11 protein-coding genes are annotated in these 11,885 nt (G+C 71.9%); 6 read left to right on the plus strand and 5 right to left on the minus strand.

What is annotated here, in order from left to right:
• Positions 1–53: 53 nt before the first annotated feature.
• Complete coding sequence (locus tag M1L56_RS02545; RefSeq protein WP_248598031.1) at positions 54–1,028, minus strand: metallophosphoesterase; 975 nt, start codon at positions 1,026–1,028, stop codon at positions 54–56.
• The gene (locus M1L56_RS02550; protein ID WP_248598032.1) at positions 1,028–3,610 is read right to left on the minus strand and encodes a transglycosylase domain-containing protein; all 2,583 of its coding nucleotides are present in this window, start codon (positions 3,608–3,610) and stop codon (positions 1,028–1,030) included. The genes M1L56_RS02545 and M1L56_RS02550 overlap by 1 nt, the downstream gene beginning before the upstream one ends.
• A 132-nt stretch (positions 3,611–3,742) precedes the next feature.
• Here M1L56_RS02550 and M1L56_RS02555 point away from each other — a divergent pair, with 132 nt between their 5' ends.
• Both M1L56_RS02555 and M1L56_RS02560 read left to right on the plus strand, forming a co-directional pair.
• Positions 3,743–3,970, plus strand: coding sequence for a DUF4177 domain-containing protein (locus M1L56_RS02555; RefSeq protein ID WP_248598033.1), 228 nt, complete (start codon positions 3,743–3,745; stop codon positions 3,968–3,970).
• Positions 3,970–4,446 carry a RidA family protein gene (locus tag M1L56_RS02560; protein ID WP_248598034.1) on the plus strand — a complete coding sequence of 159 codons (477 nt, stop codon included), beginning with the start codon at positions 3,970–3,972 and terminating at the stop codon, positions 4,444–4,446. The genes M1L56_RS02555 and M1L56_RS02560 overlap by 1 nt, the downstream gene beginning before the upstream one ends.
• Positions 4,447–4,572: 126 nt before the next feature.
• Here M1L56_RS02560 and acs read toward each other — a convergent pair whose 3' ends face one another.
• The gene (gene acs, locus M1L56_RS02565; protein WP_248598035.1) at positions 4,573–6,528 is read right to left on the minus strand and encodes an acetate--CoA ligase; all 1,956 of its coding nucleotides are present in this window, start codon (positions 6,526–6,528) and stop codon (positions 4,573–4,575) included.
• A gap of 540 nt (positions 6,529–7,068) precedes the next feature.
• On the opposite strand from acs, the gene M1L56_RS02570 reads away from it, so the two are divergent.
• Genes M1L56_RS02570 through M1L56_RS02585 form a run of 4 tightly spaced genes read left to right on the plus strand, consistent with a single transcriptional unit; the run spans position 7,069 to position 9,832 of the window.
• Positions 7,069–8,193, plus strand: coding sequence for a TadA family conjugal transfer-associated ATPase (locus tag M1L56_RS02570; RefSeq protein ID WP_248598036.1), 1,125 nt, complete (start codon positions 7,069–7,071; stop codon positions 8,191–8,193).
• Positions 8,187–9,197, plus strand: coding sequence for a type II secretion system F family protein (locus M1L56_RS02575; RefSeq protein WP_248598037.1), 1,011 nt, complete (start codon positions 8,187–8,189; stop codon positions 9,195–9,197). Before M1L56_RS02570 ends, M1L56_RS02575 begins: the two co-directional genes overlap by 7 nt.
• Positions 9,198–9,252: 55 nt before the next feature.
• Positions 9,253–9,507 carry a DUF4244 domain-containing protein gene (locus M1L56_RS02580; protein WP_374255701.1) on the plus strand — a complete coding sequence of 85 codons (255 nt, stop codon included), beginning with the start codon at positions 9,253–9,255 and terminating at the stop codon, positions 9,505–9,507.
• Between the two features lie 16 nt (positions 9,508–9,523).
• A complete protein-coding gene (locus M1L56_RS02585) occupies positions 9,524–9,832 on the plus strand; it encodes a TadE family type IV pilus minor pilin (protein ID WP_248598038.1) in 309 nt (102 codons plus the stop codon).
• Between the two features lie 186 nt (positions 9,833–10,018).
• On the opposite strand, the gene M1L56_RS02590 is transcribed toward M1L56_RS02585, so the two are convergent.
• Positions 10,019–10,435 carry a hypothetical protein gene (locus M1L56_RS02590; RefSeq protein WP_157356776.1) on the minus strand — a complete coding sequence of 139 codons (417 nt, stop codon included), beginning with the start codon at positions 10,433–10,435 and terminating at the stop codon, positions 10,019–10,021.
• A gap of 181 nt (positions 10,436–10,616) precedes the next feature.
• On the minus strand, positions 10,617–11,840 hold the full coding sequence (locus M1L56_RS02595; protein ID WP_248598039.1) for a hypothetical protein: 1,224 nt from the start codon (positions 11,838–11,840) through the stop codon (positions 10,617–10,619).
• Positions 11,841–11,885: the final 45 nt, after the last annotated feature.

Consider the following 11,885-nt stretch of genomic DNA (forward strand, 5'->3'; position numbering starts at 1 on the left):
CCTGACCACCCGGCGGTGCGGACGGCTCGGGCAGCGCAGGCGGCTCGGGTGCCTCAGGCGGCGGGGACGAGCGTGAGCAGCGTGGCCTCGGGCGGGCACGCGAAGCGCACCGGCGCATAGATCGACGTGCCCAGGCCCGCCGACACGTTCAGGTACGCCGAGCGGAGCCCGTGGCGCCACACGCTGAGACCGCTCACCTGCTCGCGGGGGATGTCGCAGTTCGTGACGAGCGCGCCGACGCCGGGCACGCACACCTGGCCGCCGTGCGTGTGACCGGCGAGCAGCAGCTGGGCGCCGTGGTTCACGAACGAGTTGAGCACGCGCCGGTACGGGGCGTGGGCCACGCCGATCGTGACCGCCGGACGGCGCTCGACGCCGCCCTCCCGGTCGGGCCAGTCGTCATCGGCGAACGGGTCGCCGGCGCGGAGGTCGTCGATCGCCGCCGCGACCCGGTCGAGGCGGTCGTACCCGCGATGCGGGTCGTCCACGCCGAAGAACTCCAGGTGCGTGCCACGCACCTCGAGGGCGGCCGCGGTGTTGTCGAGGTCGGTCCAGCCGAGGTCGCCGAAGAAGTCGTGCAGTTCGTCGATGTCGAGCCGCTCAGCCTTCGACGCCGGTCCCGACGGACCGCCGAAGTACGTGAACGGGTTCTTGATCACCGGACCGAAGTAGTCGTTCGACCCGTTCACGAAGACGCCCGGCACACCACGGAACGGTGCAAGCGCGTGCCTGACACCCTCGATGCCGCGCCGGTGGCCAAGGTTGTCGCCCGTGTCGACGACGAGATCGGGACGCAGGTTCGCGAGCGAGCGCACCCACTCCTGCTTGTCGCGCTGCCACGGCGCCATGTGCAGGTCGGAGATGTGGAGCACACGGATGGGGTCGGCACCCTCCGGGAGCACCGGAACCTGCACCTGGCGCAGGGTGAACCGCCGCCGTTCGACCAGCGATCCCCACGCGAACGCGGCGGCGCCCGCCGCGCCGATCGCCAGTGCGATGCGGGCGACGGGCGCCAGGGAACGACCCATCAGTCGTCGTTGCCGTTGCCGTTGCCGGGAAGCTCGACGTTCCCGCCGCCCTGCAAACGGCCGACGACGATCTGCACCTTGTCACCCGGCTTCGCATTGCCGCTCGGGTCCTGCGACAGGACGATGCCGTCCTGCGCCTGGTCGGTGACATCCTGCTGCCTGCGTTCGACGCGGAAGCCCGCACCGGACAGTGTCGCCTCGGCCTGGTCAGCGGACATGCCGACCACGTTCGGGACGCCTGCGACGTTGCCGCGGCTCACCTGCAGCGAGATGATCGCGCCACGACCCGCCGTGCCCGACGGCGACTGGGCGCCGATGGTGCCGGCCGGCTGGCTCGAGTCCACCTCGCCGTCCATCCGCCAGCCGAACCCGGCGGACTCAAGCGCCTGCTGCGCCGCCTCGGGCGAGAGGCCGATCACGTCGGGGACCGCCACCTGCGGGGCGTTCAGCACCGAGCCCTTGGGCTCGGGGAACGCGTCGCCGCCGTACTTGGCGTTCGCGTACGACATGACCCGAGGCCAGATCTGGTGGCGCAGCTGCGCCGCCTGACCGGCGTCGAAGTACGTGTCGCGCAGGTTCACGTGACCCGTGACGTTGAAGACGCCGACGACGGTGGAGACCTTCGTCGATGCGCCGCTCATCCACGTCGCCTCGGCGTTGTCGGTGGTACCGGTCTTGCCGATCATCGGGACCCACGGGTCGGTGCGGTAGCTGGACGACGAACCGGTGCCGTCGCTCATCACCCGCTGCATGGCGTACGCCGTGCCGGCGGCCACGTCGGGGGTGAGCGCCTGGGTGCACTCCGACTTCGGCGGCTCGACCTCCTCGCCCTTCGCGTCGGTGATCCGGTCGATCGCGATCGGGGTGCAGGCGACGCCGTTGCCGGCGATGCCGGCGAAGGCCGTGGCCATCGAGAGCGGTGCGACCTCGTTCGTGCCGAGCACGGCCGACGGGAACTGCGACAGCGGCTGGTGGTCGGCACGGTGCACGCCGAGCGACTCGGCGGTCTTCGCGATACCGCACAGGTCGAGCTCCTTGGCCATCGCCACGAAGCCGGTGTTGTACGAGTTCACGGTGTTCTGCACGGCCGTCCAGTAGCCGCCGCCCTCGCCGCCGTCGTTACGGGGGTTCCAGCCGTCGCCGGACATGTTGCCCTCGCACGAGTTGGTGAACTGGCCCCAGTTGTCGCGTCGGCGCGAGTCCACGGCCTCGTTGAGGGCGTGCCCCTCCTTCAGCCACTCGGCGAGCGTGAACACCTTGTACGTCGATCCCGGCTGGAAGCCGCTCGAACCGCCGTAGTCGATGTCGGAGTTGTAGTTCACGGCCGTGTAGTTGCGACCGGACTCGAGGACCGCCGGGTCGTTCGAGTAGTCCTTGTTCTGCGCCATCGCGAGGATGCGGCCCGTGCCGACCTCGACGCTCACGACGGTGCCGCCGATGTCGACGCCCTCGGCCACCTTCGGCACGTTGTCGTTCAGCGCGTTGATCGCCTCGTTCTGCAGACCGAGGTCGAGCGTCGTGTAGATGTCGAGGCCGCCCTTCTGCAGCATCTCGCGGCCCTCATTGACATCCGGCGTGGACTCGTCGTCGAACTTGTTCTTGATCTCCCACGCGACGTAGTCGCAGAAGAAGGCGTGGCCCTTGGCCGACACGCAGCCGGTGCTCGGCTCGGTGATCGCCGGCGTGACCGGCTCGGCGATCGCCGCGTCGTGCTCCTCCTGCGTGATCTTCTTCTCCTTCAGCATCTCGCCGAGGATGTAGTCGCGCCGGTCCTTGTTGGCGGCGTACGGCACCGGGTTGCCCGCGGCGTCGACCGACGCGGCCCCGTTGGCCTCGCTGTTCGGGTAGTCGAGGCGGAACTTCTCGGGGTGGTTGACGATCGCGATGAGGCTCGCGGCCTGCGCGAGCGTCAGGTCGCGCGCGTTCGTGCCGAAGTAGTACTGTGCGGCGGCCTGCACGCCGTACACGCGGCCACCGAAGTGGGCGATGTTGAGGTAGCCGAGGAGGATCTCGTCCTTCGAGTATTTCTTCTCGAGGGTGATCGCGTAGCGGATCTCCTTGAGCTTGCGCTCGGCGCTGACCTCGGTCGCGGCCTCGTACGCGGCCTGCTTCTCCTCCTCGGTCGTCGCCTCGGAGACGCCGTTGTTGATGAGCACGTTCTTGACGTACTGCTGCGTGATCGACGATCCGCCCTGCGTGTCGCCGCCGATCACGGTCTTCAACGCACCACGCACCGTGCCCTGGATGTCGACGCCGCCGTGGTCGTAGAAGCGCGGGTCCTCACCCGCGATCGCCGCGTCCTTGAGGTACTGCGAGATGTAGTCCCACGCCACCTCCTCGCGGTTCTCGTCGAAGAAGCTCGCCATGGCCGAGGGGCGGCCGTCGACCATCGCGTAGACCGTGGACTTCTCGGCGAGCTCGTCGATCTCGAGGTAACCCGGGAGGTTCTCGAACATCGTGATGCTGTTGTTGGCGGCCATGCCCGTGACGGCGAGCGCCGGGGTGACGGCGGCCGTGACCAGCACGCCCGCCAGCGCGCTCATGCCGACGAAGCCGAGGATTCCCCCGGCGGCATCGCTCATCGTTCGTTTTTGGGCAGACATAGAGTGGAGCCTAACTGAGGAAGGCTGGCAAAATCCGGCATGCCGAACGGCCGCTGCGCCGTCGGCTCGAAACCTCAGAATAGCCGCTCGATCCGATACCGAGGAGACGCCATGCCCGCATGGGAGTACATCACCACCCCGTTGCTGATCCACAACACCGCTGCGATCCTCAACAACTGGGGCGCCGAGGGCTGGGAGCTCGTGCAGGTCGTGCAGGGGCCCGAGGGCGGCCTCGTGGCCTACCTCAAGCGTCCCGTCGGCGGCGAGTCGTCCGCTGCGGCATCGGCCGGCCAGGCCGCCGCCGCCCAGGCCGCCAAGCAGTTCGAGGGCGACGCCTGATGGCCGCGGCATCCGCTGAGGCCCGCCTCGCCGAGCTCGGCATCGAGCTGCCCGGCGTGGCTGCCCCCGTCGCCGCGTACGTGCCGGCCGTCGTCACGGGGTCGTACGTCTACACCTCCGGCCAGCTGCCGTTCGTCGACGGCGCGCTGCCCGCGTCGGGCAAGGTCGGCGAGGGCGAGGGGCTCGTCGCCGCGGCCGACGCGAAGGAATACGCGCGCCTGTGCGCGCTCAACGCGCTCGCGGCCGTGCGCGCCGAGCTCGGCTCGCTCGATCGCATCACCCGCGTCGTCAAGCTCGTCGGCTTCGTGGCATCCGCCCCCGACTTCACCGGGCAGCCGGGCGTGGTGAACGGTGCGTCCGAGCTGCTGGGCGAGGTGTTCGGCGAGGCCGGGCGCCACGCCCGCTCGGCCGTCGGCGTCGCGGTGCTCCCGCTCGACGCGCCGGTCGAGGTGGAGCTCGTCGTCGAGTTCGCCTAGCCGCCCCGCCCCTCCGGTTTCTGCGGGCGCGGCACGTGTCCTCATTCGTGCGGGGCCGGGCGCAGGTGCAGCAGAGCGGATGCCGCGGCGGGGCTTCCCGGCCGCGGCATCCGCTCTGCTCGTGGGCTAGCGCACCTGGGCGCTGATGACCTGCATGATCGAGGTGTCGGCGAGCGTGGTGGTGTCGCCGACCTCGCGCCCCTCGGCCAGGTCGCGGAGGAGGCGGCGCATGATCTTGCCCGAGCGCGTCTTCGGCAGCTCGTTCACGATGAACACCTGCCGCGGGCGGGCGATCGCGCCGATCTGCGAGGCGACGTGCTTGCGGAGCACCTCGCTGACGTCCTCGAGGGTCGAGGCCGCCTCGGCCTGGCTCTGCTTGAGGATGACGAACGCCACGACCGCCTGACCCGTCGTCTCGTCGGCCGCGCCGACCACGGCGGCCTCGGCCGTCCACGGGTGGGCGACGAGCGACGACTCGATCTCGGCGGTGGAGAGGCGGTGGCCCGAGACGTTCATGACGTCGTCGACCCGGCCGAGCAGCCAGAAGTCGCCGTCCTCGTCGCGGCGGGCGCCGTCGCCGGCGAAGTACTTGTCGCCGAACTTCTCCCAGTACGTCTCCTTGAACCGCTCCGGGTCGCCCCAGATGCCGCGCAGCATCGACGGCCACGGCTCGGTGATGACCAGCAGGCCGCCGCCCTCGCCGTGCACGGGCGTGCCGTCGTCGTCGAGGATCGCGACCTCGATGCCCGGGACCGGCACCTGCGCCGCGCCGGGCTTCAGGTCGGTGATGCCCGGCAGGGCGGAGATCATGATCGCGCCGGTCTCGGTCTGCCACCACGTGTCGACCACGGGGATCGAGCCGCCGCCGATGACGTGGCGGTACCAGATCCAGGCCTCGGGGTTGATCGGCTCGCCCACCGAGCCGAGCAGGCGCAGCGTGCGGAGGTTGAACTCGTGCGGGATCTGCCGGCCGAGCTTCATGAACGAGCGGATGGCGGTCGGCGCCGTGTAGAGGATGGTGACGCCGTACTTCTCGACGATCTCCCACCAGCGGCCGGGGTGCGGCGTGTCGGGCGTGCCCTCGTAGATGACCTGCGTCGCGCCGTTGGCGAGCGGACCGTAGACGACGTACGAGTGGCCGGTGATCCAGCCGACGTCGGCCGTGCACCAGTAGACGTCGCGCTCCGGGTGCAGGTCGAACACGTTCTTGTGCGTGAACGCGGCCTGGGTGAGGTAGCCGCCCGAGGTGTGCAGGATGCCCTTCGGCTTCCCGGTCGTGCCCGACGTGTAGAGGATGAACAGCGGGTGCTCGGCGCCGAACGCCTGCGCCTCGTGCTCGTTCGAGGCGGTCGCGACCGTCTCGTGCCACCACAGGTCGCGGTCGGCGTTCCAGTCGACCTCGTTCTCGCCGCGCTTGACGACGAGCACGTTGCGCACCGTGCCGCCCTCGGCCTTGCCGAGCGCCTCGTCGACCACCGGCTTGAGGGGGAACACCCGCCCCTTGCGGTAGCCGCCGTCGGCGGTGATGACGACGGATGCCTCGGCGTCGTCGATGCGCGAGGCGAGGCTGTCGGCGCTGAACCCGCCGAAGACGACCGAGTGGATCGCGCCGAGCCGGGCCACCGCCAGCATCGACACGACCGCCTCGGGGATCATCGGCAGGTAGATGGCGACACGGTCGCCCTCGCGCACGCCGAGGTCGGCCAGGGCGTTGGCGGCGCGCTTCACCTCGTCGGTGAGCTCGGCGTAGGTGACGGTCCGGGAGTCGCCGGGTTCGCCCTCCCAGTAGAAGGCGACCCGATCGCCGAGGCCGGCCTCGACGTGACGGTCGAGGCAGTTGACGGCGACGTTCAGCTCGCCGTCGTCGAACCACTTCGCGAAGGGCGGGTTCGACCAGTCGAGCGTGCGGGTGAAGGGCTTCTCCCACTGGAGAAGCGTGCGGGCCTGGTCGGCCCAGAATCCGAGCCGGTCGGCGCGGGCGGATTCGTAGAGGCTCTCGTCGGCGACGGCCTGGGCGGCGAACTCGGGGCTCGGGCGGAAGCGCCGGATCTCCTCGAGCGCGTGATCGATCTGCGCGTTCATAGTGGTGCGATCGCTCCTTCGCGAATGGATCTTCAAGGTGGGTCGCCTGCCCCACACAGCACCATACCGCCCGCACGACGGGTGTCGTGTCGCCGTGACGCCGTCTGACGGCGTACGCTATGTCGGGTCGTGCGGGTCGCACGACCATGCTCGGATCCGCGATGGCTGCGGAATCAGTGCAGTTCTCGGTGCTCCACGTTCGATTTCATGGGTTTCCCACGACGTCGGTGGAGGAACACGCAGAGATTTCTGTGTGTCCGCACAAATGAGGACAAAAAGTACTTGCGCATGAACCGCCAACCCATACACTGGGTACCGCCCGAACGTCGTTTCGTGGCCTGCGGCACATGCGATTCCCCCCAATCGTCGTGCTGCCGAGGCGGCACCTGTTCCCCCCAATGGGTGCCGCCCCCTTCGTTAACGGGCATCGACTGATGCCTCTGATCGAGCCCTCCTCCACAACGACGTGGCGGAGGGCTCGATTCGTCTCCGGGCGTCTCGACCGTCGGCGGGACCACCTCGACGCCTAGCGTCGGCGGCATGCCAACACCGTTCGTCGCCGTCCCGTCGTGGGAGCTCGAGGGCGGCGCCGCCTCTCAGGTCGTGGAGCAGCCCGCGCCCGTGCCCCCGCGCCCGGCGAGCCCCGTCGTCGAACCGGAAGCCGACGCGGCATCCGATGCCTCGAGGGCGTGGTCGGGCCCGGCAGCTGCCGGACCGCCTCGCCCCGCCGCGGGGGTCGCCGCGCACGAACTCGACGCCCTCGGCCCGCTCGCCGAGTTCGCCATCGATGGGCCCGTCACCGATCTGTTCGTGAACGGCGAGGCCGGCCTCTGGATCGACCGGGGCGGCGGGGCGGAACGCGATCCCCGCTGGACGGCCACCGAGGCAGAGGTCCGCGCGCTCGCCGTGCGGCTCATCGCGCGGGGTGGTCGTCACGTCGACGAGGCGACGCCGGCGGTCGACGTGCGCCTGGCCCGCGGCATCCGCGTGCACGCCGTGCTGCCGCCGCTGTCCTCGAGCGGCACGCTCCTGTCGATCCGGATCCCGCGGGTGGCCGGCTTCTCGCTCGCCGCACTCGCCAAAGCGGGCATGCTCGACGCCGAACGCGAGCAGGCGCTGCGTCGCGCCGTGCTCGATCGGAAGAACCTGCTCGTCTCGGGAGCCGGTGGCACCGGCAAGACGACGCTCCTCGGCGCCCTCCTCGCCGAGGCCCCGCATCGTGAGCGGATCGTGGTGCTCGAGGACGTGGCAGAACTGCGGCTCGATCATCCGCACGTCGTCGCGCTCGAGGCGAGGCAGGCGAACCTCGAGGGCAGCGGCCGCATCGCGCTCGACGTGCTCCTGCGCGAGGCGCTGCGCATGCGTCCCGACCGACTCGTCGTGGGGGAGTGCCGCGGCCCGGAACTGCGCGAGCTGCTGGCGGCGCTGAACACGGGGCACGACGGCGGGGCCGGCACCCTCCACGCCAACTCCCTCGACGACGTGCCCTCGCGACTCGAGGCGCTCGGGTCGACCGCGGGCATGACGCCAGACGCCGTCGCCCGCCAGGCGGTGAGCGCGTTCGACCTCGTGGTGCACCTCGAGCGGGTCGACGGGCGCCGTCGCGTGGCGCAGGTGGGTCGGTTCGCGCTCGACGGCGGCCGACTGGCGGTCGAACCGTGCTGAGGGCTGCCTCGCGGCTGGCGGGGTCGCTCACCCGGCGCAGCGATCCGGCGGCGGCCATCGATCGCATCGCCGCCGTCGCCGAACGTCTCGCCTCCCTGCTCGGCGCCGGCCTCGCGCCCGCGGCGGCGTGGGGCAACGTCGGTCTCGATGATCCGGAGGCCGGACGGCGCCTCCGGTGGACCGGTCGGACCGTGTCGGACGGCGATCGTGCGGTGCTGACCGCCGCGGCCGACGCGGCGGCCGACGGGGCGGACGTGGCCGCGGCCATCGAGCAGGCGATGCGCGTCCAGCCGAGTGCCAGCACGGCGTGGTCGGTGCTGGCCGCGGCCTGGGCGGTCGCCGAGACGGCCGGATCTCCCCTCGCACTGTGCCTCACGGTCCTCGCCGGGGCACTCCGCGACGAGGCGCAGCTGCGACGCGAGGCTCGGGCCGCCCTCGCGGGCCCGGCGGCGAGCAGCCGGCTCGTCGCCGCACTCCCGCTCATCGCCCTCGGCTTCGGCGCGATGCTCGGCTTCGACACGGCCGGAGTCCTGTTCGGCAACCCCGTCGGCATCGCGTGCCTCCTGGCGGGGTCGGCGCTGCTCTGGGCCGGCGCGCGATGGAACGCCGCGCTCATCGCCCGCGCCGCGGTCGCCCGTCCGGCACCGGGACTCGAGCTCGAACTCCTCGCCGTCGCGATGTCGAGCGGCGCCTCCCTCGACCGGGCACAGCAGATCGTCGGCGCGGCCCTGCGCCGGCACCTCCCCGAGAACGGCGGCATCGGGACTGCCGCGCCCGTGCTCGCGCTCGCGGAACGCGCCGGGGCGCCCGTGGCCGACCTGCTCCGCGCCGAGGCGGCCCGGCTGCGCGGCACGGCGCGGGTCGAGGGTGCGATGCGGGCTGCAGCGCTCGGCGTGCGCCTCATGATCCCGCTCGGATGCTGCGTCCTGCCGGCGTTCGTGCTCCTCGGCGTCGCGCCGCTCCTGATCTCCGTCGTCACGGGCACCCTCGGCGGTGCCGCGTGACGGCCCGTCGACTCGTGCCATCCCGCCGCGACCGCGGCCAGAAGAGAGGAACCACATGCACCCCGACCCCACTCACGCCGACCACGCGAACCGATCCGGCGGCGCGCACTCGCCGCGTCCGACGATGCCCACGGGGCTGCGCCGGCTCGCACGGCGACTCGCGGGCGAGCGCGGCGCTGCGACCGCCGAGTACGCCGTCGCGACGATGGCCGCCGTCGGTTTCGCCGGCCTGCTCGTCGTCATCCTGCGGGGCGACGAGGTGCGCGGTATCCTCACCGATCTCGTTCGGAATGCGCTCTCGGTGGGCTGACGCGGAGCGGGGCAGCGTGACGGCGGAATTCGCCGTCGCGCTGCCCGCGATCGCGCTGGTGCTCGCGCTCGCCATGGCATCGGTGCACGTCGCCGCGGTGCAGGTGCGGTTGACGGATGCCGCGGCCGATGCCGCTCGCGCACTCGGCCGTGGCGAGGCCGCGGGCGATGCCGCCGCGATCGCCACGCGGAACGCCGCCGATGCCCGGCTCTCCACGAGCACGGACGACCGGTTCGTCTGTGCGACGCTCACGGGCAGCGCCGGCGGCCTGCTCGCCGCCGTCGAACTCCGCGCATCGTCGTGCGCGCTCCGGGGTGGGCTGTGAGCGCGGCGCGGGAACCGGGCGCCGGGGGGGGCCCCGGGGGGGGGGGGGGGGCGCCGCCCCGCCGGGCCGCTCGGCCCGTCGCCCGGGTCCCCCCGCCCGGGCGACGACCCGCGCACACGGCGATGCCCGGCGCTCCCTACGCGCCGGGCATCGTCGTGTCCGCACCGCGGTGCGGAGGCCGGATCCTCAGAACGGCAGCTCGGCCCCGCAGGCGTCGAAGCTGCCCATGATGTCGGTGCCGTGGGCGGCGAAGATCTGGTCGATGCCGGTGCCGTCGGACGCCTTGTCCGGGTGCGGGTTGTTCGAGGCGATCGTGCCGCCCTGGCCGTTCGCGCCCTTCACCAAGATGGTGAACGACGAGGGTGCGCCGGTCTCGGCGTACGCGTCGAGCACGCAGGAGGCGGTCACGTCGTCGAGGTGCGAGGTGAGCTCCTCGACGTGCACCGTGAGCCACGCCTGCGAGTTCGACGCGCCCGCGTTGCCCTGCTCCGAGCGGTTCGGGTTGAAGCACTCGTGGGCGTACGCGGCGGCGCCCGTGCCGAGCACCGCTGCGGCGGCCAGTGCAACGCCGGCGCCGATGTTGGTCATGGTCCTGGAGATCATGGTCTTCCTTCTCGATCGGGTTTCGCGAGGCCGGCGAAGGCCGGCCGTCTCTACCGTGGATCGAGCGCCTGATCAGGACATCCGTGCTGACCCCGAGCCCGGGTGCGCCGTATGGAGTGCTCGACGACGCGCGAGGACGCCCGACGCGGTCCGTCTCCGCGTCGGGCGTCCGAGTGGGATCTCAGCCGGAGACGACCGCAGCCTGGCGCGGGGCCACGTCGAGCTCGGCCTCGGCGAGGACCGAGGCCCCGTCGAGATCCACGGCCGTGACCCGGTTGGCGGCGGGCTCGGTGACGTACGCGACGCCGTCGTGCACGACCACGCCCGGGGTCGGCGTCCCGTGCCCCTCGGGAGCCGTCCATGCGTCGATCGCCGGGATCGACGTCGTGATCTCGCCGGCGTCGAGGTCGATCAGGTGGAGCGCACCGTCGAGGCCGAGTACGACGCCGCGGTCCTCGCCGTCGCGAGCGAGCGAGCTGTACGAGTAGCCGGTCGGCAGGGCGACGAGCCGGACGGTGCCGGACTCGACGTCGATGAGCGCCACGGTGTCGCGGCCCTCCTGGCTCTCGCGCGAGTAGTCGGCGAACAGCACGGGCGACTCCGCGTCGCCCTTCGGCCCGCCGACGCGGCCGTCGGCGTCGGGCAGCGCGATGCGGTCGAAGGCGCCGTCGGCGTAGGTGGTCACGGCGCCGATGCAGCCGAACGCGACGGTCTCGCCGGCGGCGATCGTCTCGCCGTGGATGCCGGTGCAGTCGTCCGTCCGGGCGAGCTCCTCGCCGTCGGCGTCGAGCGCGACGACGGAGTCGTTCGCCGTCTCGTCGCCGTCGGTCGTCAGCACGACGCCGTCCTCGAGCTGCAACGCGACGCCGTGGTGGGCCGCTCGGAGCTCGATGCGGCGGAGCTCGTCGGCCCCGTCGGCCAGGTCGCTCGTATCGACGAGCACGACCTCGCCCTCGCCATCGCCGAACAGGGCGGTCACGCCGTCGTGCTCGACGACGTGGCTGGGCTTGGCGAGCTCGAAGCGCAGGTCGGTGAGGGCGGGCTCGGTCTCGTAGGAGTGGCCGTGGTCGCCGTGGGCGTCGGACCACACGCCCAGGTCGAGCACGCTCACGCCCTCGGGGTCGGTGAGGAAGGCGTGGCGGCCGTCCTCGGCGGCGACGGCGTGCGGCGTGGCGTCCGTCGGGATGTCCGCGACGACGTCGAGCGTCGCGGCGTCGAGCACGACGACCCCGTCGTCGTGGGTGACGGCCAGGCGCGGCCGGGGCGCGTCGAGCTCGGCGACGTCGGAGGCGGCCTCGGTCTCCTTGGGGCCCGAGGCGGCGCCGCCGGGCGTGGCGCACCCGCTCAGGGCGAGTGCGGCTGCGGCGGTGAGCGCCAAGGCGCCCACGGTGGTGGTTCGGATCATGTGGGTGGCGCCGCGGTGGTGCCGCGGCATCCTCTCTGGTCGGTG

The sequence above is a fragment of the Agromyces sp. C10 genome (assembly GCF_023217995.1).
GTDB classification, from domain to species: Bacteria; Actinomycetota; Actinomycetes; order Actinomycetales; family Microbacteriaceae; genus Agromyces; species Agromyces indicus.

What these genes read in the sequence shown, in the direction of transcription:
- M1L56_RS02545 (WP_248598031.1), bottom strand. Translation starts at nt 1,028, where the DNA reads ATGGGTCGTTCCCTGGCGCCCGTCGCCCGCATCGCACTGGCGATCGGC.
- M1L56_RS02550 (WP_248598032.1), bottom strand. Translation starts at nt 3,610, where the DNA reads ATGAGCGATGCCGCCGGGGGAATCCTCGGCTTCGTCGGCATGAGCGCG.
- M1L56_RS02555 (WP_248598033.1), top strand. Translation starts at nt 3,743, where the DNA reads ATGCCCGCATGGGAGTACATCACCACCCCGTTGCTGATCCACAACACC.
- M1L56_RS02560 (WP_248598034.1), top strand. Translation starts at nt 3,970, where the DNA reads ATGGCCGCGGCATCCGCTGAGGCCCGCCTCGCCGAGCTCGGCATCGAG.
- acs (WP_248598035.1), bottom strand. Translation starts at nt 6,528, where the DNA reads ATGAACGCGCAGATCGATCACGCGCTCGAGGAGATCCGGCGCTTCCGC.
- M1L56_RS02570 (WP_248598036.1), top strand. Translation starts at nt 7,069, where the DNA reads ATGCCAACACCGTTCGTCGCCGTCCCGTCGTGGGAGCTCGAGGGCGGC.
- M1L56_RS02580 (WP_374255701.1), top strand. Translation starts at nt 9,253, where the DNA reads ATGCACCCCGACCCCACTCACGCCGACCACGCGAACCGATCCGGCGGC.
- M1L56_RS02590 (WP_157356776.1), bottom strand. Translation starts at nt 10,435, where the DNA reads ATGATCTCCAGGACCATGACCAACATCGGCGCCGGCGTTGCACTGGCC.
- M1L56_RS02595 (WP_248598039.1), bottom strand. Translation starts at nt 11,840, where the DNA reads ATGATCCGAACCACCACCGTGGGCGCCTTGGCGCTCACCGCCGCAGCC.